Annotated in this window: 19 protein-coding genes; 12 read left to right on the forward strand and 7 right to left on the reverse strand. The window is 42.8% G+C overall.

Annotation, left to right across the window (positions count from 1 at the left end):
- The first annotated feature begins 18 nt into the window (after positions 1 to 18).
- The 6 genes from SNE25_RS05000 (at position 19) to SNE25_RS05025 (ending at position 10618) form a co-directional block, all read left to right on the forward strand.
- Positions 19 to 1560 (forward strand): RagB/SusD family nutrient uptake outer membrane protein, encoded by a 1542-nt coding sequence (locus SNE25_RS05000; RefSeq protein WP_321563989.1) that lies wholly within the window; start codon positions 19 to 21, stop codon positions 1558 to 1560.
- Positions 1561 to 1671: 111 nt separating this feature from the next.
- Positions 1672 to 2607 carry a hypothetical protein gene (locus tag SNE25_RS05005; protein WP_321563990.1) on the forward strand — a complete coding sequence of 312 codons (936 nt, stop codon included), beginning with the start codon at positions 1672 to 1674 and terminating at the stop codon, positions 2605 to 2607.
- Positions 2608 to 2730: 123 nt separating this feature from the next.
- Positions 2731 to 5946, forward strand: a complete 3216-nt coding sequence (locus tag SNE25_RS05010; RefSeq protein ID WP_321563991.1) for a VCBS repeat-containing protein — start codon at positions 2731 to 2733, stop codon at positions 5944 to 5946.
- A 1-nt stretch (position 5947) separates the two neighbouring features.
- Positions 5948 to 7978 (forward strand): glycosyl hydrolase family 95 catalytic domain-containing protein, encoded by a 2031-nt coding sequence (locus SNE25_RS05015; RefSeq protein WP_321563992.1) that lies wholly within the window; start codon positions 5948 to 5950, stop codon positions 7976 to 7978.
- 17 nt (positions 7979 to 7995) lie between these two features.
- Positions 7996 to 9321, forward strand: a complete 1326-nt coding sequence (locus tag SNE25_RS05020; RefSeq protein WP_321563993.1) for a vanadium-dependent haloperoxidase — start codon at positions 7996 to 7998, stop codon at positions 9319 to 9321.
- 112 nt (positions 9322 to 9433) lie between these two features.
- Positions 9434 to 10618, forward strand: a complete 1185-nt coding sequence (locus SNE25_RS05025; protein WP_321563994.1) for a glycoside hydrolase family 130 protein — start codon at positions 9434 to 9436, stop codon at positions 10616 to 10618.
- Between the two features lie 26 nt (positions 10619 to 10644).
- Here the strand turns inward: SNE25_RS05025 and SNE25_RS05030 are convergent, their stop codons facing one another.
- Positions 10645 to 12045 carry a serine hydrolase gene (locus tag SNE25_RS05030; protein WP_321563995.1) on the reverse strand — a complete coding sequence of 467 codons (1401 nt, stop codon included), beginning with the start codon at positions 12043 to 12045 and terminating at the stop codon, positions 10645 to 10647.
- A 123-nt stretch (positions 12046 to 12168) separates the two neighbouring features.
- On the opposite strand from SNE25_RS05030, the gene SNE25_RS05035 reads away from it, so the two are divergent.
- Positions 12169 to 12324, forward strand: a complete 156-nt coding sequence (locus SNE25_RS05035; protein ID WP_321563996.1) for a hypothetical protein — start codon at positions 12169 to 12171, stop codon at positions 12322 to 12324.
- A 38-nt stretch (positions 12325 to 12362) separates the two neighbouring features.
- Positions 12363 to 13148 (forward strand): FecR family protein, encoded by a 786-nt coding sequence (locus SNE25_RS05040; RefSeq protein ID WP_321563997.1) that lies wholly within the window; start codon positions 12363 to 12365, stop codon positions 13146 to 13148.
- Here SNE25_RS05040 and SNE25_RS05045 read toward each other — a convergent pair.
- From SNE25_RS05045 to SNE25_RS05055, 3 genes are all read right to left on the reverse strand, one after another.
- Positions 13143 to 13625, reverse strand: coding sequence for a nuclear transport factor 2 family protein (locus SNE25_RS05045; protein ID WP_321563998.1), 483 nt, complete (start codon positions 13623 to 13625; stop codon positions 13143 to 13145). The genes SNE25_RS05040 and SNE25_RS05045 overlap by 6 nt on opposite strands.
- Before the next feature lie 21 nt (positions 13626 to 13646).
- Positions 13647 to 14453: a helix-turn-helix domain-containing protein gene (locus tag SNE25_RS05050; protein WP_321563999.1), complete on the reverse strand. Its 807-nt coding sequence runs from the start codon at positions 14451 to 14453 to the stop codon at positions 13647 to 13649.
- Positions 14454 to 14534: 81 nt separating this feature from the next.
- Positions 14535 to 15419 (reverse strand): oxidoreductase, encoded by an 885-nt coding sequence (locus SNE25_RS05055; RefSeq protein WP_321564000.1) that lies wholly within the window; start codon positions 15417 to 15419, stop codon positions 14535 to 14537.
- 236 nt (positions 15420 to 15655) lie between these two features.
- On the opposite strand from SNE25_RS05055, the gene acpA reads away from it, so the two are divergent.
- The 3 genes from acpA (at position 15656) to SNE25_RS05070 (ending at position 19668) form a co-directional block, all read left to right on the forward strand.
- Positions 15656 to 17029, forward strand: a complete 1374-nt coding sequence (gene acpA / locus SNE25_RS05060) for an acid phosphatase (RefSeq protein ID WP_321564001.1) — start codon at positions 15656 to 15658, stop codon at positions 17027 to 17029.
- Positions 17030 to 17163: 134 nt separating this feature from the next.
- Positions 17164 to 18978, forward strand: coding sequence for a cytochrome-c peroxidase (locus SNE25_RS05065; protein ID WP_321564002.1), 1815 nt, complete (start codon positions 17164 to 17166; stop codon positions 18976 to 18978).
- Between the two features lie 114 nt (positions 18979 to 19092).
- Positions 19093 to 19668, forward strand: a complete 576-nt coding sequence (locus SNE25_RS05070) for a cytochrome b/b6 domain-containing protein (protein ID WP_321564003.1) — start codon at positions 19093 to 19095, stop codon at positions 19666 to 19668.
- A 30-nt stretch (positions 19669 to 19698) separates the two neighbouring features.
- On the opposite strand, the gene SNE25_RS05075 is transcribed toward SNE25_RS05070, so the two are convergent.
- Together SNE25_RS05075 and SNE25_RS05080 are read right to left on the reverse strand one after the other, a co-directional pair.
- Complete coding sequence (locus SNE25_RS05075; RefSeq protein ID WP_321564004.1) at positions 19699 to 20298, reverse strand: hypothetical protein; 600 nt, start codon at positions 20296 to 20298, stop codon at positions 19699 to 19701.
- 14 nt (positions 20299 to 20312) lie between these two features.
- The gene (locus SNE25_RS05080) at positions 20313 to 20696 is read right to left on the reverse strand and encodes a hypothetical protein (RefSeq protein WP_321564005.1); all 384 of its coding nucleotides are present in this window, start codon (positions 20694 to 20696) and stop codon (positions 20313 to 20315) included.
- Positions 20697 to 20965: 269 nt separating this feature from the next.
- Here SNE25_RS05080 and SNE25_RS05085 point away from each other — a divergent pair, with 269 nt between their 5' ends.
- Positions 20966 to 21526: a hypothetical protein gene (locus SNE25_RS05085; protein WP_321564006.1), complete on the forward strand. Its 561-nt coding sequence runs from the start codon at positions 20966 to 20968 to the stop codon at positions 21524 to 21526.
- Here the strand turns inward: SNE25_RS05085 and SNE25_RS05090 are convergent.
- Positions 21447 to 21872 carry a DUF1801 domain-containing protein gene (locus SNE25_RS05090; protein ID WP_321564007.1) on the reverse strand — a complete coding sequence of 142 codons (426 nt, stop codon included), beginning with the start codon at positions 21870 to 21872 and terminating at the stop codon, positions 21447 to 21449. The genes SNE25_RS05085 and SNE25_RS05090 overlap by 80 nt on opposite strands.
- Positions 21873 to 22064 lie beyond the last annotated feature (192 nt).

Genomic DNA, 22064 nt, shown 5'->3' on the forward strand with positions numbered 1-22064 from the left:
TTTAAATAGTAATAAGAGATGAAAAATATAAAATATATAATAAGCACCATGGTGCTTTTGGCAGGGGGCGCTATCATACAATCATGTACAAAGCTTGATAAACAGGTATATAGTGTGGTTCCTGAAAATAAATTCTTTCAGAATGATAAACAGGTAGCAGCGGCAATTGCTCCGGCATACAACCAGCTTACTAATATTCCGTGTAACGACGTATTTCAGCTGAACGAAGTATCAACAGACGAAATGGTTGTTCCATCACGCGGTAACGACTGGTACGACGGCGGCAAATGGCAATCGTTTTGGCTGCACACCTTCAGAAATGATTATGATAACTTTGATAATGCCTGGAAAGCCTTAAATAACGGTATAACCAAGTGTAACGCTGCTATTGCCATTCTTAGCAAGCTTGCTAATAAACCGGCAAATTCAGAGCAGCTTATTGCCGAGTTAAAAGTGTTGAGGGCTTACTATCTGTATATGTCAATGGATATGTTTGGTAACGTTCCGGTGGTTCCGTCGTTTGATGTTACTCCCGATAAAATTGTTAATGTTCCACGTAAGGATGTTTATGCGTTTTTAGAAAGTGAACTTACCACTAATGTGCCTTTGTTGTCTGAAGCAAAAGATAATACCACTTACGGGCATATTAATAAATGGGGAGGGTACATGACCCTGGCCAAGCTATATCTTAACGCCCAGGTTTATACTGGCACAGCGCAATGGCAAAAAGCGAAAGATGTGGTTGATCTGGTAATAAAATCCGGTAAATATACATTACAGCCCAATGTGCTTGATAACTTTATTGTTAGCAATGAAAACTCATCAGAAAATATTTTTGTTGTGCCATTTGACAACATCAATATTACTGGCAACAGCATTGAGTTGTATACACTCAATTATAATAACCAGTATACATACAATTTAACAGGCCAGCCTTACAACGGCTTTAGCGCTCCGCGCGCCTTTTATTTAAAGTTTACTGATGATGACGCCCGTAAAAAGATGTTCCTGGTAGGCCAGCAGTACAGCTCGGCAGGTGCGCCACTTACCGACCCCGCAACAGGTCTTAAGGTAATATTGAGCCCGTATATTAATGAACTAAGTAACCCTACCGACTCATTTAAATTTGCAGGTGTGCGCAGTGTTAAATATGCTCCGCAGCCTGGTACCCATGGCGATACCAATAATGATGGCGTATTATTCCGCTATGCCGATGCGCTGTTGATGAAAGCCGAAGCTGATATGCACCTCGGAAATGCTGCTGAAGCTTTAACCTTAGTTAACACCATCAGAAACAGATCGGGCCTGCCCAACTGGACACCGGCCGATCTTACTTATGCAAGCTTCCTTGACGAGCGTGGCCGCGAAATGGCCTGGGAAGGCTGGAGAAGGAATGACCTGATCAGGTTTGAAGTGGCTACCGGCACAAAGTATTTTACCGGCCCCCGCGTTCCTGCAAAACCACAAGATGCTGATACCCATACATTTATTTTCCCAGTTCCGTCACCTCAAATAAGTGCCAATCCTAAATTGACACAAAACCCTGGTTACGGTAAATAATTGCTGATTGTGATATAATTCTACAATAATGGAACAGGTTAACTGTTCCATTATTGTTAATGCATATTTTATAGTTTAACTCCCCGCATTAATCAATTACTATAATTATTAATGAAGAAAACAGTAATTATCCTGCCGCTATTATTGGTTGTTTTTATAATTGGTTTTATCCCCGTTACAACATCTGTAGGGGTCAGAATTAATGCTACCTATTTTAACCTTTTTCAACAATTGGAGGTTGCGCATAATTGGATAAAATGGCAGCCGGAGCTTAAGAAGCTGGCAAGTAAAGGTACGCTCAAAGTAGATAGCAGCAAAACAGGTTTCCGGATAAAGGGAGGTGATGTTGTTTTTAATGTGAAGTATGATAATTCAAATAATTTTAGCATTCATGAAGTAAAAAACAATAAGGAGTTTAATTATAAGTACGCCATCGGGCCCGATAGTTCTGCTAATTCGGCCATTGTTTTAGTGTCATTTAAAACAAATTTACTCGGTTACTGGCGTGCAAAATATAATGGCAGGGGCATTAATCAAACGGCGGTTCTGCATCTTAAGGCCTTTATGGAAAGCACAAAGCTTTACTACGGTTTTAGCATCGAACGGAAGCAAACTACCGGAAAATTGATCATGGTGAAAAATGAAGTTGTTTGTAAGGATAATCAATTTACCGAAATCAATAAGATACTTAAGGAGCTTAATGATCTTGTGGTAAAACATCAGCTGCAAGTCGTTAACGCGGTTCAAATGCAAAACACAGCTTTGGCAGCTGACTCTGTTCGGGTGCTGGTGGGACTGCCTGTAAACAAAAAAATCACAATACAGGGCAATGCAGTATATATGAATATGCCACCGGGTAAAATACTGGTAGGCACTTTTAGCGGTAAGTACAAAGACAAGCAAAAAATATATGATGCGATGCAATCATATATTCAGGATAACTATCTGCATCCATTAATCCAGCCATATGAGCGGTTCCCGGATAATAAGTTACCGGTTTCTGATAACGAAATTATCAATATGCAGGTAGTAATTCCTTACATTTAGTCCGCACAATAAACCTTTGAAAATTAAACAGGTGGCATGACCAGGCGCATCAATATTTATACATCATTCGCAATAATCGTCCTTTTTTGCATCTCATTATGTTCATGCAGACAAAAAACAAATTTGCCTCCACTTTTTGAACAACTCCCATCGGCCCAAACCAATATCCATTTTGTAAACCGCATAAGCGACGGCGATCGCCCCGGTATTTTAGATTACCTGTATTATTACAATGGCGGCGGGGTAGCCGTTGGCGATATTAACAATGATGGCCTGCCTGACATATTTTTTACGGCCAATCAAAAAGGGGGCAATAAACTATACCTGAACAAAGGCAACTTTAAGTTTGAGGATATTACTCAAAAAGCTGGCATAGCAGGCGCTGCCGACTGGAGCACCGGCGTAACCATGGCCGATGTTAATAACGATGGCTATCTTGACATTTATGTTTGCGCAGTTGCCGGTAAGCTGAATTTAAAAGGGCATAATATGCTCTATATCAACAATCATAACGGAACTTTCACCGAAAGGTCGGCCGAATACGGACTTGATTTTTCGGGTTTCTCTACTCAGGCTGTTTTTTTTGATTATAACCATGACGGTCAGCTTGATTGTTTCCTGCTTAATCAGTCAGACCATTCCGTAGCGGTTTATCGTGATACTGCCATGCGGAAAGCCGAAAATAAGTTGGCAGGCAGCAGGCTGTACCTCAACACCAATGGCCATTTCACCAATGTAACCAAACAAGCGGGTATTTATAACAGCGCGCTGGGTTACGGACTTGGCGTTGCAGTTGGCGATATAAATAACGATGGCTGGGAAGATATTTATGTGGGGAATGATTTTCATGAGAACGATTATTATTACATCAACAACCATAACGGAACCTTCACCGAATCTGGCGCTAAGCATTTTAATCATTACAGTCGCTTTAGCATGGGTAATGACATGGCCGATTTTAATAACGATGGTCAGCTGGATATCATAACCGCCGACATGCTGCCGGCAGAAGAAACCGTGCTGAAAAGTTACGGTGCTGATGAGTCTTATGATCAGTATAAATTCAAGATCACCCAAAATGGGTTTCAGGATCAATTCTCCCGTAATGCCCTCCAGAAAAATATGGGCAATGGCGAAGCCTTTAGCGATGTGGCATTAATGGATGGTGTTGCCGCTACCGACTGGAGCTGGAGCCCGCTGCTTGCCGATTTTGATAATGATGGTATTAAGGACTTGTTTATTGCCAATGGCATCAAACGCCGAGCGCTTGATATGGACTATGTAAGTTATATATCCAATGATCAGGTACAAGGTATGCTGAACAGCGGCCATGGTTTTGATAGCCTGGCCCTGGAAAAGATGCCTCCCGGATCGGTTCATAGTTATCTGTTTAAAGGCAATATGAATGAAAAGTTTACTGATAAAAGCCTTGACTGGGGAATGGGCGAACCGGGTTTGGCCAACGGCGCAGCCTATGCCGATCTGGATAACGACGGCCGGCTCGATCTCATAACGAACAATGTAAACCACGAGGCTGGTATTTATAAAAACAATTCGCCCCCAACGCCTTATTTAGCCCTGAAATTTAAAGGGCGGCAAGACAATACCTTTGGTATTGGTACAAAGGCTTATGTTTTTTGCGGTAAACAAATGCAATACCAGCAGCTGATGCTTACGCGTGGTTTTCAATCATCGGTTGAGCCCCGTTTGCATTTTGGCTTGGGTAAAAATCAGCGTGTGGATAGTATATTAATTGTCTGGCCCAATCAAACCAGCCAGATGTTGCGCAACGTTAAATCAAACCAACAATTAATTATTGACGAGGCTAATGCAATTGGTAAATTTAATTACAGTCATTTCTTCCCTGCCAAAAAACCTTTATTCCAGGACATCACCAATACCATCCACACCAACTGGCAGCACCGCGAAGACGATTTTGTCGACTTTAATCAACAGCCACTTATCCCGCACAAATTGTCGACCGAGGGGCCGAGGATGGCTGTTGCCGATGTGAACCATGATGGTCTTGATGATTTTTATGTTTGTGGTGCACGAAACCAACCCGGAGCGTTATTTATTCAAACTGCAACCGGCGATTTTAAGCCGTCAGTACAACCAGCTTTTGTAACCGATTCGGCAAGCGAAGATGTGGATGCCGTTTTTCTGGATGCAAACCACGATGGCTTTCCCGATCTGTATGTGGCAAGTGGCGGCAACGAGCTGCAAAATGGTGCATCTGAACTGGCCGATAGGCTGTATATGAATGACGGCAAGGGTAATTTTACGCGCTCGGCTAATATCCCATCTATCAAGCTCAATAAATCGGCGGTGGCGGTTGCCGATGTGAACCATGATGGTTACCCCGATATTTTTGTTGGCGGCGCACCTGATAGTTTTGGTTTTGGCAAAATTCCTGAATCTTATTTATTAATGAACGATGGGCATGGTGTTTATCATCAGGTTAATATTCCCGATGAGCTAAAACACGCTGGTATGTTGCGCTCCGCGGCTTTTGCCGATTTGGACAACGATGGCTGGCCCGACCTGGTATTAGCAGGTGAATGGACGCCGGTAAAAGTGTTCATGAATAAAAAAGGGAAACTTGAACAACAGCATCAACCTGAAATGGATAAGCTATCGGGTTGGTGGCAAAGAATTGTATTGGCCGATGTTGATGGCGATGGTAAAGTGGATATACTGGCCGGTAACTACGGCTGTAACTCCAAACTTAAACCTACTATTAACGACCCATTGAAACTCTACTTGTTAGATCTGGATAAGAACGGAACTGTTGACCCCATAATAGCTTATGGCATCGACCAAAAATACTATACGTTTTTAGGTAAAGGTGATATTGAAAGGCAAGTGCCCATCATCAAAAAAAAGTTCCTGTACTTCCGCGATTTTGCCGGGAAAACAGTGGAGCAGATTTTTGGCGATACCATAAATAACCAAGCTCCGTTAAAGGCAGCTTCTTTCCAATCAGGTGTTTTCTATAACAAGGGGCAGGGTAGCTTTGAGTTTAAAGCATTTCCGTCATCCGCTCAGGTGGCACCGCTGTTTGGCCTTAGTTTGTTGCAGACGGGTAATGGTAAAGGCTTGTTAACTGGTGGGAATTTTAGCGGAGTAGTGCCTTATGAAGGTAAATACGATGCTGATTATGGCGATGTTATGCTGTTTGACGGTAACCGGAATTTGAAAAGTACCTCGTCTGTTTCATCCGGGTTTTTGCTGCGGGGCGAGGTAAGGGATATTAAAGCAATTAAAACCGCGAAAGGTATAATTTATGCCGTTGCAGTAAACAATAAACCGATCAGGTTTTTCAAATTAAATAACTGATATGAACAGAATATACGTGATGCTGGCGGGCTTATGCTGTTTAACCACCGTGTTAAAGGCGCAGGACGCGTGGAAAATAAAGGCTGATAAAGTAGATCCCGCCAATTACTACGGCATCACAGTAGCCAACGGTATGATAGGCATTGTATCGTCCCCAGAGCCGTTTAAGGTTAAAAATGTGGTGCTTGCCGGTGCTTATGATTTATACGGACGTGGCCGGGTAAGCAATTTTTTAAACAGTTTTAATCTGCTTAACAGTTATCTCGAAATAAATGGTAAACGTATTGAAGCCAAGAATATCAGCAATTTTAAGCAGGAGCTTGATATGCATCATGCCGCCTTTACCACCACTTTTGATTATGGCGATGCTGCTTCGGTAAAATATACTTATTATTCGCTTCGGCAGCTGCCTTTTACCGTGTTGATGGATATTAGCATAACTGCTAAAAAGGCCATTAACATTACTGCCGCCAGTGTTATGGAAGCTCCGGATGCTTTAAAGGAGGTTCAGAATTATTACAATGAAATTGACAGGCCGCATGTAACTATCAGTCTGCTTACTTCAACAGCAAAAAGCCCTACCGGTAAATTGCAGCTTTGCGCGTCCAACACATTTTTGTTTAATGAGCAGCATGGTCAGGAGCCCAGGGTTATTCATGAAATGTGGGATAATAACATGCACCTCATGAAATTTAGCAAGGCTGTCACGGCCGGACAAACCTACCGTTATGCTGTAGCAGGCTCATCCATTACCTCGGCACATGATGCCGACCCGCTGAACCAGGCCGAACGCCTGACTATGTTTGCTAAACTGGAAGGCCGTGACCGGTTGATAAAATACCATGAGCAGGCCTGGGACGAACTCTGGAAAAGCGACATTAAAATTGAAGGCGACGCGCAGGCACAGCAGGATGTTCATAGCATGCTTTACCATTTATATTCGTTTTCACGGGCAGGTACAGCTTATTCGCCATCGCCAATGGGGCTATCGGGTTTAGGTTATAATGGTCACGTTTTTTGGGATGCCGATTTATGGATGTACCCAGCCTTACTGGTAATGCATCCGGAAATCGCGAAATCGTTGGTTGAATATCGGTTTCAGCGTCTGGCTGCTGCCAGGCAGAACGCGTTTTCGCATGGTTACAAAGGCGCTATGTTCCCTTGGGAGAGCGCCGACAGCGGAGTAGAGGAAACACCGGTTTGGGCCCTGAGCGGTCCGTTTGAGCACCATATAACTGCCGATGTAGCGTTGGCGGCCTGGAGTTATTATTGCGTTACGCAGGATAAACAATGGTTGCTGGAAAAAGGCTGGCCCATATTATCTGCCACGGCAGATTTTTGGGCAAGCAGGGTGGAGCGAAACGGCGATGGCCACTACGATATTAAAGATGTGGTGGCTGCTGATGAATGGGCCGAAAACGTAGATAACAATGCCTTTACCAATGCTGCTGCCATAGCAAACCTGCAAAATGCTATTTCCGCCGCCAAAATATTGGGCATAACCGCCGACCCCGACTGGCAGCAGGTAGCACAAAACATCCCGGTACTGAAATTTCCGGATGGGGTAACCAAAGAGTTTGCAGCCTATAAAGGCGAAGGCATAAAACAAGCCGATGTAAACTTGCTGGCCTATCCGCTTAAAACCATAACCGATCCGGCGCAAATAAAAAAAGACCTTGAGTACTATGAAACCCGTGTACCTAACGAAGGTACTCCCGCCATGACCCAGGGTATATTTACGCTGTTATATGCTCGTTTGGGTAATGGCGACAAAGCCTATCATTTTTTTAAAGATGCTTATGAGCCAAACCTGCTGCCACCTTTCCGTGTTATTGCCGAAACAAAAGGCGGCACCAACCCATACTTTGCTACGGGTGCCGGTGGCATTATTCAGGGTTTGGTAATGGGATTTGGAGGGTTGGATATAACACCGGAGGGTATAGTCCAGTTAAAGAGTAAATTGCCAAAAAACTGGAAATCATTAACGATAACCGGTGTTGGTATCGATAAGAAAACGTATGTTGTAAAATAATTTGCTAAGAATATCCTATGAAACAAACGCTGATTTTTATAGCCGCTGCCTTGCTGTTTTTTACCTCCTGCAAAAAATCAGATTATAAAACTATACTCCATGACCCCGCCCTTTACAGCCGAACGGTACACGAACTAAACCGCGTGGTAATGGGTAATAATTTTACGCCGGTAGTGGCTTCGCGCAATTACGCCTACGCCACCGTTGCCGCTTACGAAGTTATAGCAGCGGGTAACCCGGGGCAATACCATTCGCTGGTAGGGCAACTAAACGGCCTGCAAACTGTTGCTAAACCACCCGCCAGCAAAGCCATTGATTATGAATACGCGGCCCTGCTGGCCTTTTGTAAGGTTGGCGAAGCCGTTACCTTCCCGGAAGGGAGCCTGAAATATTATACAGACAGCCTGCATAAGGTCGCCGTTGAACATGGCATGCCCGGCGATGAGCTGAATAATTCTGAGGCTTATGCCCAGGCGGTGGTAGCGTCCATAATGGCCTGGAGTAAAAAGGATAATTATGCCAAAACCCGTAGTGCTCCCAAATTTTCCATTAACAATACCCCCGGCCGATGGACACCAACACCTCCATTATATGGTGAAGCGGTGGAACCGCATTGGGGCGAGATCAGGACAATGGTAATGCATAACGCCCGTGAATACAGCGTACCACTTCCGCCCGAATTTAACGTGACCGATAAGAGCAGCAAATACTATAAAGAAGTCATGTACATTAAAGGGGCGGTTGACAGCCTGACGCACGATCAGGCGCACATGGCCGATTTTTGGGACGATAATCCGGGTAAACTCAATGTAACCGGGCATGTGATGTTTGTTTCCAAGAAATTTTCGCCTGCGGGGCATTGGTTAAGCATTGTAGGTATTGGCTCCAAACAGGTAAAGGCCGATTTTAATAAAACGGTGTATGCTTATGCAAAAACCGCTATTGCCCTGTTTGATGCCTTTATTGAATCGTGGACTGCCAAATACACCTATAACACCGCCCGCCCCGAAACGGTGATTAATAAATATATCGACCCCGACTGGCGACCGCATTTGCAAACACCACCTTTTCCTGAATATACCTGCGGACATTGTACCATATCTGCCGCTGCAGCCGAAGCGCTCACCAGTGCACTGGGCGACAATGTAGCTTACACTGATACTTCTGAATTGGAATTTGGGATAAAAAGCCGGTCGTACAAATCGTTTCGCGACGCGGCGAATGAAAATGTTTGGGCGCGTTTTTATGGTGGCATTCATTTTCATAATTCCTGCATTGTATCAAACAGGTATGGTAGAATAGTTGGTGATTCGGTTGCGGTAAAACTGGTTATGAAAAAATAGGTTATATTGGTAAGATTGAAGAAGACACATTACATGTGTCTCCCGAAGCCACAATTGTTTTGTGTAGAGGCGCATTATATGTGCCTCCTACTATATAAAGAGCGGATAAACTATGAAACTGAACTTTATTATTCCCTTTGCCATTGCAGTTTCCGTCGCCATAGGAGGTTGTGCGGGTAATCAAAAAAATGTTGCTGCCAATAATGCCGATTCTATTAAAAACGCGGCTAACAACTGGGCAATTTTACCCTTTACCAAAATTGATAGCGTTAACCCTATTTTAGGTCCTGGCAGGGGAAAATTCATAGATCCGATATTAAAAACACAGGTTATGTGGGAAGCTAAGGATGTGTTTAATCCCGCTATAGTAAACCGTGCCGGTAAAATATGGATGCTTTACCGTGCCCAGGATACAATCGGCAAGCCTGGAGGTACATCGCGTATAGGTTTGGCCGTTAGTACTGATGCCCTGCATTTTGTACGCAAACCGACACCGGTTTTATATCCGGATAAAGACGATTTTAAAAAACTGGAATGGCAGGGCGGCTGCGAAGACCCGCGTGTAGTGGAGGACGGTAAGGGAACTTATTACATGACCTATACCGCTTTTGATGGTACAGTGGCCCGTCTGCTGGTAGCTACATCTACCGACCTCATAAAATGGAAAAAGTATGGCAGCGTTTTTGCCAAAACTGATAGTGGTAAGTATGCCGATAAGTGGAGTAAGTCGGGTTCTATTGTATCAACGTATAAAAGCGGCAGGGTGATAGCTACCAAAATAAATGATAAATACTGGATGTATTGGGGCGATACCCAGATATGGACAGCCACTTCAACCGATCTCATTAACTGGACACCGGTTAAAATGGCCACGGGCGAACATCCCCCGGTTAAACTGAGGTCGGAGGCCATGAATTTTCCCGAACTTAAAATAGCCCTGCCCACCCGCGAAGGCAAATTTGACAGCGATTTGGTAGAACCCGGCCCGCCGGCTATCCTTACCGATAAGGGCATTGTGCTGATATATAACAGCCGTAATGTACCCTCTTTTGGCGATAAAACCCTGGCCGAAGGTACCTATGCAGCGTCGCAGGCGATGTTTGATAAGGATGACCCGACTAAACTCATCAAACGTTTAGATACTTATTTTATGAAGCCCGAGAAGCCCTATGAAATATCGGGACAGGTAAACCAGGTTTGTTTTGTTGAGGGGCTTACCCAATTTGAAAATAAATGGTACTTGTATTATGGCACTGCCGATTCAAAAATAGCGGTTGCTGTGAGCCCGGTGAAATAATATGAAAGTATTGGAGAAAAACCGTCTTATTGAGATAACTCCAACTTTTTAATATGCTCCGCAGCATACTCGTTTTTAGGATTTAATGCTACCGATTGTTTAAAATTTTTTATGGCAAGTTCCTTTTCTCCCAAAGCTTCATAGGCTTCGGCGAGGCTATCATAAACATTGGCGCTGTTTGGGTATAGGCTCACATTAAGTTTAAATATTTCGGCAGCATCTTTTTTTCGGTCGCTGTTCATCAACATAAAGCCAAATTCGTTCAAGTCATTTTCAGGTATTTGGTAGGCAGGATTTTTCTGTTTTTCTTTTTGCACTATTTCCATAGCCTTGTTGTAGCCTTTTTTTTCAAGCTCCTTGCGCAGCGCCTTAACTTCTTTATCGGCTTTAAACCCATACTCAAGCCATTGGGCCTGCCACCAGGTTTGTTTGCCAAAAAACACATTCAATATATCAGGAGTAACATTTAAGCCATAACGGTTATAGGTAAAATATACCAATATCTCTTGCCTGCCCGGAAATGCGATGCAGAACCCTTTAAAGTCGCCGTTATCGCCCCAATGCCATATTGAATTTCCCAACTCGTTTTGTTGCAAGCCTACGCCAAGTCCCCAGTTAATATGTTGGTTAGCCTCCATTACCGTATGCCCAAACCAGTTCCCTTCGCTTGATTTTTCAAACATCATTTGGCGGGTAGCTGGTTTTAGTCCACGGCCTGCTATCAGGGCCTGTAAAAAAACGGTATAGTCATGCGCGTTGGTAAGTAAACTGTAGGCAGCATTGGCGTTTTTATGGCGTTTAATGGCTTCGGGGCTGTTACCAAAGGCGGCTACAGTATCAAATTTATCTTCCCATGTATAGCTGCTGGCGGTCATATTAAGTGGGGTGAAAACTTCCTCCTGCATCAGCTTGTCTAAAGGTTTATTCGTGAGTTTTTCTACTACTCTTTGCAAAAATACATAACCCTCGCCCGAGTAGGAGAAACAACTGTCGGGCATAAAGAGTAGTTTGGCGCCTTTCTCATCTCCCCAGTTTGGTAAACCGGTTGTATGCCGCAGTACCATCCGTGCGGTTATTTTTGCATAGCGGGTGTCCTGTGGGTCAAACCGTTCATACTTACCACCCATATAGTTCAATAAAGGTGTATCAAGTTTAATAATACCCCTGTCGTACAAGCGCAGTACCTCGTAGGCGAAAACAGATTTACTTAATGACGCGGCTTCGAAAATAGTATTGGATGTTACTTTTTTATCAGATCCTTTACTCACCGTGCCAATATTGTAGTTGGTTATTTTACCCTTTTTAGCATAAACCAGTTGTATCCCCTGGATGCCTTCATCACTGATGATGGTTTTTAATTTTTGCTCCTGCGAAAATGCGGCAGTAAAAACAAGGAGGAGAATAAATGCACAGCTTAGTTTTTTCATGTGGATGAGGGTAACGGTTAACAAACAGACGCTTTTGTTATCACTTTCGTTGCAGGTAATCTGCCAATAATCAGTTCAATAGCTAAATAAATTTTCTGCACGGGTAAGGGTAAACCTCCCGTGATGTGTTTTAGAGGAAATAAGGATTTAGGAAATAGCAGGCCATTTGAGTATTTCCGCAAAACAGAAACCGAAATGGATAAAACACTAATGCAGTTATGGCTTAAGCTGGTTGATTATTTACCAGCCATAACCTGGTATATAAGCCAGAGTTTATAAAGAATATTTAATGGAAACAACGGGAAACGTTTAAAGTGTTGACAGATAAGAGTAGCAGGCCGGAAGCCAGGATAAGGCAATTATATCCCCAAAAACAATGGACAAAGATGGGTGTGGTTGGGCTAACTGTTTTGAGTATTACGGTGTTGTTATACGCGTTGTTTTACCCAAAACGGGCAGTTATGCTTTCTCTGCAAACCACCAACCGTGTTATTACTGATACCATTACAGACAGACTTGTGGTTACGCTTAACAAAAACTCGGTTTTGTATTATCCCGATATATTTTCGGGAAGTACGAAAACAGTGATATTACAAAAAGGCGAGGCTTTTTTTAACACCAAGCTTAATAAAGATGAGTCATTTTTAATCAGCGTAAAAAATGTTTTGATTAAGGGGGCCGATAATTCCTGCAACATTAAAATTACCGGTGAGTGTATTGAAATAATTGCAGAGCATGGCACTGTTCAAGTGAGCAGGGAGGCAGATATTATAAAATTAGCAGCTGGTGAAAAACTCAGTATAAATTACAGAACCGGCTGGTTAAAAAAAGAACCGAACACCGATATACTGTATAATTATTACCGTACCAATTTATTTACGATTAATAACACGCCTTTATGGCGTATCATAGCAGTGTTGAATGAAGCCTACGGCTTTGATATCATAATAGCGAATAAAAAGCTCGCTAATCAGCCGCTTACCACTACCTTAAAATACGGACAATTAAATAACAACCTGAATATCATCTGCCAAACACTAAACGCACATGTGGTTAAGCAAAAGAATAAGATCATTATTAAATCAGGGAGAATCTTTTTATAACCTGCGGTCTTCCTCGTTTATGGGCATATCGTTAATGCTGGCAAATCTCCTTTGCATCAACCCATTTTCATCAAATTCCCAATTTTCGTTGCCGTAAGCACGGTACCATTGTCCGCTGGCATCATGGTATTCATACTCAAAACGTACGGCAATACGATTATCTGTAAAAGCCCAAAGCTCTTTTTTTAGCTTATAATCGAGTTCCTTTTCCCATTTGCCCGTCAGGAAATTAACAATCTCTGCCCGGCCATTGATAAACGCAGAGCGGTTACGCCATTCGCTGTCAACAGTATAGGCTAACGATACTCTTTCGGGATCCTGGCTGTTCCAGGCATCTTCTGCCAGTTGTACTTTTTGTGTGGCCGTTTCAAAATTGAACGGCGGAAGTGGTAGTTTCTTTTCCATGATAAGAACAAATATAGGCAGGTAGCCGGCTGTCTGAATGGTATAATTTAATGATTGTATGGTATATATCATTGAAAAATACCATTAAGCTAATCATAATCTTGATGGAGCCACACCGTATGTTTTTTTAAAAGCGTACGAAAAGTGTGACAGATCCTCGAAGCCCAGTTCCAGGTAAACATCTGAAGGGGCCTTGCCTTGTTCCTTAATCTGGTAATGTGCTTCCTGCAAGCGTTTTTGCTGTAGCCATCTGCTGGGTGATATATGAAATATCTTTTCAAAATCGCGTTTAAAAGTGGCCAGGCTGCGGCCGGTTAAATAGGCAAATCTTTTGAGCTGAACGTTAAAATGAAAATTCTTGTTCATAAAACCTTCCAGGTCAATTTTGCCGGGCTCGCTAAAGTCAAATAATACATCTTTCAGTTCGGGGTTGCCCTGTAATAAAATAAGGATAGCCTCACGCAGTTTCAGGTTCAGCAGGTTCTTGTCGGCTGGTTGCTGAATATGTTCATAGGGTTGCAGCGAGTCCATATAGCTTTTGTAAAGCGGGTTTGGTTTCAGGGTGATTATACTATCTCCCTCGTATTGCTTTCCGGCTTTATAGCCATACTCTATGCTGAAGTTACGGAGTGTTTCCTGGTCCAGAAAAATGGATACAGATTTGAACTCACCGCCGGGAGGTGGCTCTTTCAAAAATTTCACCAATTGATTACGCCTGCTCAGTCTGAACCCGCCGGGGCCAGAGGTGTATACCTTATCCGCACCTGTAAGGGTAAGGTTTCCCGATATCTGGTAGCTAAATGCATGCTCCGGAATAAACTGTTCGCCACCCCGGCTCCTGGTATAGTAACAGGAATAATGAATTTCCGACTGCGGGCTGAGCTGATTTTCTGATGGCATATTGATCAAATTTAAAAAAATAGTACAGCATTGCCGCGTGAACTTACGCGGCAATGCTGTTAGGGATAGTAGCGGGACGGATTACTTATTTCTGTTTATCATGGCTTTACCGGCTTCGGTATCCAGAAAGTTTTCGGCCTCATGATGATCGGTTGAAAGGCTTACGGGCATCCATTTCTCCATCTCGGCGGTGCGTGCGGCATCTGCACTTTTCAGCAGGCTGATGGCTTCGCTGCCCAATACCAGGTGTATGGGAGGTTCAGGAACATCAGCCAGATCAACCATTACTTTCGCTGCCTTTTCCGGATCGCCCATGGGTACAAATTTTCCGCTTTTAAAGAAATCCATACGTGCGCCCACGGTAGATTCATAGCCCTCCACAACCGGGGCATAAGTCATCGAATCGCCGGCCCAATCGGTGCGAAAACCGCCTGGCTCTACCGCGGTTACAAAAATGCCTAAATCGCGTACTTCTTTTGCAAGTACCTCAGTAAAGCCACCCAGTCCAAATTTGGCAGCCTGGTACATGCTTAACCCCGGGTTACCTACACGCCCCCCAACTGAGCTGATCTGCAAAATACGGCCCGAACGTTGTTTGCGCATGTACGGCAATACTGCACGGGTTATTTCAATAGGAGCGTACAAATTAGTTTCCAACTGGCTGCGAACCTGCTCATCAGTAAATGCTTCGGCGGCGCCTATAATGCCAAATCCGGCATTGTTTACCAATACATCAATACGCCCAAAATGTGCAATAGTACTTTCTATAGCCGAAACTATTTGTTCCTTAATGGTTACATCCAGTTTTACGGGATATAACTGGTTAGGGTATTTATCGGCAAGGTCTTTTAATTGTTCGGGATTGCGGGCTGTTGCGGCTACTTTATCGCCTTTGGCCAGTACTGCTTCCGTTAGGCTTCGTCCCAATCCGCGGGAGCTGCCTGTTATAAACCAAATCTTTGTCATTGTCTTTAATGTTTTAATTATACATCAAAGATCGGCAGTATACAGCTTCTCAACTTTGTTAAAACGCTCAAGTTGCTTTGTTGAAACGCTCATGTTATAATTCAATGTTATTTGCAAAATCCTAATAAACATATAGATAAACTTTCCTTAACACAATGATTATCTTAATCTAATATTCTGTTGACGCAGAAACTTGTTTTTTGTATTGCAAACCATAAAACAAAAACCTCTGTATCATGATGAAAAGCAAATCGCGTTTGTTTAAAACAAGCGTACTACTGGCACCGGCTGCGGGCGTGCTGCTTTTAAGCACGGCCTATATTAGCTGCAAAAATAAAAACACACCTGAAGCAGAAGTTGCAATAAATAAAGTGGGTCACGTGGTCGTTATTTATCTGGAGAACCACAGCTTTGATAATTTGTACGGTCAGTTTGCCGGAGCTGCCGGGCTGTCGGCCGCTACTGCCGCCAATACCACGCAGGTTGATGCAAACGGAACAACCTATACCACTTTACCTGCAATTTCGGGTACCTCGGCGTTCCCTACAAATCTGCCTAATAACTACTTTAATATAGATCAGTATATCCCATCAGATCATGAAACGCCCGATGTGCTGCACCGCTACTACCAGGAGCAAATGCAGATAGATGGCGGCAAGATGGATAAGTTTGCCGCATACAATACGTCGCAAGGGTTGGCTATGGGCTATTATAAAACCAGCTTATTGCCATTGTTGAGCATGGCGCAAAAATATACCCTGTGCGATAACTTTTTCCATAGCGCCTTTGGTGGTTCTTTTTTAAATCACCAATGGCTTATTGCTGCGGCAAGCCCGGTATTTACCAACGCCCCGGCCAGCATGGTTGCTAAGTTAGATGCTTCGGGCAATGTAACTGCAGATGGCGCGGTTACTCCTGATGGCTTTGTGGTAAATACCAGTTATACCGTAAATGCGCCACACCCGGCAAATGCTGATGCATCAACACTGGTGCCAAATCAAACCATGCCTACCATTGGCGACAGGCTGAGTGAAAAAAGCATTACATGGGCCTGGTATTCTGGTGGTTGGGATGATGCGCTTGCCGGCAGGCCTGCTCCTACTTTCCAGTTCCATCATCAGCCATTTGCTTACTTTGCAAAATATGCCGATGGTACACAAGCCAAAAAAGATCACTTAAAAGATGAAACCAGTTTTGTAGAGGCTGCCAAAAATGGAACGCTGCCAAGTGTTTCGTTTGTAAAACCGTTGGGTATCAACAACGAGCACCCTGGCTATTCAGACGTGGTAACCGGTGAAAGCCATACGGTTGAATTAATAAATGATGTACTTAACGGGCCAAATGGCAAGGATGCCGTAATTATCATTACATATGATGAAAACGGTGGTTTCTGGGATCATGTGGCGCCGCCGGTAATTGATAAAAAATGGGGTCCGGGAACACGAGTGCCTGCTATTATCATTTCACCATTTGCCAAAAAAGGATATGTTGACCATACCCAGTATGAAACCGTAAGTATCCTGTCGTTCATCGAAAAAAGGTGGAGTTTACAGCCATTAACAGACCGCGACAAAAACGCCAGTCCAATGCTAAACGCGTTTAATTTTTAAGATCGAAGTAAATAAAATAGCATTGTTCCCGCCAGGAACAATTGCTCATAAAATATAAAACCAGGGGACAGCTTTTATGAGCTGTCCCTGTATTTTTTATCCGGTCTTTAAGTTTTGGGGCCTTGATATTTTGAATGAAGAGAATTGCTTTTATACTGATTGTATTAATATCCATCGCAGGTTATGCGCTTTTCTCCAGTGGAGAGGAAAAGCAAACTCCTGAAAAAGCGATTGAGCAAGCTTTATTGGCACAGGTAAATGATTTTTCGGCATTTTTAAATGATAAGCTGCAACCGGCAGTAGAAAGCAGCAAGCCCGACGAAAAGCAACTGCAGCAATTATTTTTGCAGGCACGCCTCCGATATAAAAAGCTGGAATGGGCAGCCGAGTATTTTGACCCTGCAACAACAAGGGCGGTAAATGGTGCCCCGGTACCCGAAGTGGAAATGGGCAGCATACAGGTATTTGAACCCGCAGGGTTGCAGGTAATGGAAGGGTACCTGTTCCCTAAATATGATGCCGGCCATAAAAAAGATATGCTGCAGCAGCTCCGGATATTGCAGAATGGCTGTAACAAATATAAAACCTACTTTGGCAACATTGATATTTTTGACTGGCAGGTATTTGATGCTGCAAAGCTGGAAGTGTTCAGGATATTAACACTGGGCATTACAGGTTTTGATGATCCGCTTACGCAAAAAAGCATGACCGAAAGCGCTGAGAGCCTGCAAAGCCTTAAAGTTGTAATGAGCCATTATGGAGCGGGCGACCCGCGGGCAAAACAGCTGACATTGCAGTTAGATGCAGCCATTGGTTACCTGAAAAAAAATGAAGGATTTAATGCCTTTAACCGGGCCGAATTTATTACCGGTTATGGTAACCCTATAACTCGCAGCATTACGCAACTGGAGCAACATTTAAAAATTCATGTGATCAGGTACAATCGCCTGTTGCGCCAGGATGCCGAAACACTCTTTGACCCTGATGCTTTTGATGTAAATGCGTATGCGGCAGATGCTACTTCCGCGACTACGGCAAAAAAAATTGAACTGGGTAAAATATTGTTCTCAGATCCTATATTGTCGGGTACCGGTACAAGGAGCTGCCGTTCCTGCCATCAGCCTGAAAAGGCTTTTGCTGATGGGCTCGCCAAAAATACCATCATCGGCAGCAAACAACCGCTCAGGCGCAATACTCCGACTTTACTTAACGCTGCCCTGCAGCCAGCACAATTTTATGACCTGCGAGCAAATACCCTGGAAGACCAGGTAAGCAACGTAGTACAAAATAAAGACGAAATGCATGGCTCTCTGGCTGGCGCGGCTAAACGGTTATGGCAAAATAAAACCTACCGACAATTGTTCACCGGCGCATACCCGGTAAAAGCGCGCACCGGTATTGATACACTTGAAGTGCGGAGCGCGCTTGGCGTTTATGTGCGTAGTTTAACTGCAATAAACAGCCGGTTTGATACCTATATGCGGGGAAATAAGCTGGCTATGAACCGGGGTGAGATAAACGGCTTTAACCTGTTCATGGGGAAGGCAAAATGCGGCACCTGTCATTATATGCCCCTTTTTAATGGTACTTTCCCTCCCCGGTTTGTCAAGATGGAAAGCGAAGTAATTGGCGTACCACGCTCTGCAGAAGCGCATGTTATTGATGGTGACCGGGGCCGGTATGATATTGTGCAAACGCCATCGTTTAAAAACGCTTTTAAGGTTACCACAGTACGTAACGCCTCACGCACCGCGCCATATATGCACAATGGTGCGTTTACCACTCTTGAACAGGTAATGGATTTTTACAACAAAGGCGGCGGAACAGGCCTGGGTATGAAGATTGACAACCAAACCCTGCCCTTTGACAAGCTTAACCTCACCACGAAAGAAAGCCATAATATCATTGCGTTTATAAAAAGTTTGGATAGTAAGCAGGGTGCTTATTAAGTACACAGCCATCCAACAGGGTAACAAAAATCTTACCTTTGAACGCTGTGTCGAAGACAACCCCATGGCTGGTGCCAACGTTGTATAAATAAAACATTCAAAATTTAGTTATTCATGAGAGAAAAAAGGTTCAACCTTGCTCACCGGCTCATTCACTGGGCAATTGCATTTACCGTATTATTTATATTACTTACTGTCTTTTTACGTATAGGATGGATGAACAAAGACCACATGGGCGAAATTATCCAGCAAAATTTGAGTAAATCGGGCACGCAGATAAACACTAAAGATGCCGCGCTGATAGGCAAAGCGGTAAGGAAACCCATGTGGCGCTGGCATGTATGGGCCGGTTATACCATGATTGGCCTTTATGTGCTCAGGATGGGGTTGCTTGCTATACAAGGCGTAGCTTATAAAAGCCCATTCTCTAAAAAAACATCACCTAAGGATAAATTTAAGGGATGGATATATATTGTTTTCTATACCCTGCTGGCTGTATCGCTGTTTACCGGATTTATGGTACAAAACGGACCTGAAAGCCTGAAACACAATATGGCACTTGTTCACATACAATCGCTTTATTATGTAGTGATATTTATTGTATTACACATAGGCGGTGTGCTTATTGCTGATGCCGGCGCAGAGCGGGGAATTATCTCCAAAATAATTAGCGGCGATAAAGCCGGATGATGGTTTTCTTTATCTCCCGGCAACTTAATTTTATTTAAGCTTTGCGGGCATATCAATATGTTCAACCGTTTTTTTGCCGGTTGGCAGTTCATTAAATGCAGAGTATAATACATATTTTTTATCCTGATCAATGCCGGGCAAGGTTTGGTTGATTGCTCTCCGGATGTTATTATTTTCCTGTCTGATGGCTGTAGTATCTTTCAGTTTGATAGATGATAAATAGTAAATCATAGGAAAATCACCATCAGGAGTGGTTTGATTAAATATCCTTATAATGCGGGGATGAGTAGCAACCTGTTTAATAGAAATCGGAAATCTATATTGTTCACTAACCACCTTCGATAGCTCGTCATATAAATCCCTTATTCCATTGAGGTGGTCATATTTCCATACATCGCTGGGGCTGTTACAATATAAAGCCGATTCGGTAGTATTCAATGCATCTATCAAATAGCCTTTATCATAAAACTCCTTAGCTTGTTTCAGAAGCTCAGGACCTGTTTTGCCATTTATGGTGTAACGGTTTACCGTTAGTGCGCCAAGTTTCCATCCATAATTATATTTACAGTAAATAGCCGTTATCATATATTTATTGGCAATATCTATACCCTTCGGTACAAAAAATGCCATATACATTTCATTGGTTATGCCGGATAATTCAGGGTATAACTGTTTAATCCCTTTGTGCCGGTTTTTATAGTGTCGGCATCTTTATAACGGTTTATTACGTAATATTCATCAAGCAGGCTATAATTGTCAGTTTTTGCCCTGTTACTCACCAATTCAATTTTTCGTTCCTTATGAGGGGTTTCAATAAATTCTTTTGACATGATATTCTCCAACTGTTTTTCATCATTTACTTTCAGTTGTTTAAACAGCTCATCATTGAGTTTATGGAATTCTTTGCGGTCTTTTTCAGCTATCTGGTCATTTTTCCAGCTGCCGGGCTGTTTTGACACGCAACTTTGCAATACCAGAATAATCAACAAAAACGCAGGCAGTATTGTTAAGAAAGGTTTAAGTTTCATTTATAGTGTTAAGTAATTAGGCGGTGCGACGATAGTGATTTTCAGACATATTGCAAAAATTATTATAGCATTTTAACAATCCAGAATGAGCGTGAAAAAGCTTTTGGGGATCAACGCCGCTTGCTGTAGTATGAACCGGAATATTATTATGAGTGCGTGAGATTTTAAGCGGCTCGCTTTTCTTTGTATATGGAATTAACTATCGGTAAATTTATTTGACTAATTGGTTTAAATACCTATCTTTAAGTATCAATAAATCCCCTGTAAATATGTCAAAAGAAGAGCAAACCGACATGTTTAAATTTTTATCCCCTTTTTCTGCCAGTATGCAGGACATTGTAAGGTGGCTGTGCAAATTTGTGTGGGACCTGCATCCACAAGCCAATGAACTGATTTTTGATAATAATGACAGCATTATTTTTTACTGGTCGCCGACAGAAAAAGTGAAACACAGTTTTTGTTCGGTTACTATCGGCAAAACAAGTAATAATATCCGTTTTGGGTTTTATAAAGGCGATGAGCTTGCCGATCCGGAAAAAATGCTCACCGGTGACCATCCATACCGTTATATCGCTGTTCAAAGTATAAAAGATTTTCCCCAGGTATATATTACACAGCTTTTGCAGGAAGCCTGGTTTAATTCACTGAAACGGGTTACTGATTACAAACAAATTATACAGGGTAAAACAATCACCAAATCTGTTTCAGCGGGTAGCCGTGATAAAGGGACAATAAATAAATGGATAAACCCTAATCTTGGGAATATTCTTTTTTTGTCACTTTCAACCATTCCTTTACAGTTGCCCTCAGCAGAGGTTCTTTTTGTATAACATCAGCCATACCGGTGATATTTACAAGTCTGCGTCCATCTGAGTAACCGCCTTCTAATAATCCGCTGGCGTCGTTAAGCTTTACACCGCTTGGTAAAACAAGTAAAATGCGTTTATGCAGGTTCATTACTATGATATGCCTTTTATATTCTTTAGGATTAAACGGCTTCATTGGTCCGGTATAAAAAAAGCTCGGAGCGTTCCACTTTATTTCTTCAGCTATTTCGGGGTCGGTACTCAAAATAATTTGTCGTAAAGCTTCAACAATGGCAGCGGTTGGCTCCCCGAGTTTTTGAATGTATGCGCTCACCAATTGCGTGTTTGTTGTGATTCCTAATTCTGCCATACGATAATACTTTATATAAATATACTGATAATCAGCAGGAAGGTGAGGTTCCCTTTGCTTCAGGAGTATCCTCATCTTTGTTACGATATTTTATCTGCTGTAAGTGAAAAAGAGTATATCTTAGTTTAATATTTAAAATATCAGGTAACAGCTAAAACAAAAGTGTCGCTGCAATATTATAGCGGTATGCAA

The organism is Mucilaginibacter sabulilitoris, assembly GCF_034262375.1.
In the GTDB taxonomy this organism is placed as follows: domain Bacteria; phylum Bacteroidota; class Bacteroidia; order Sphingobacteriales; family Sphingobacteriaceae; genus Mucilaginibacter; species Mucilaginibacter sabulilitoris.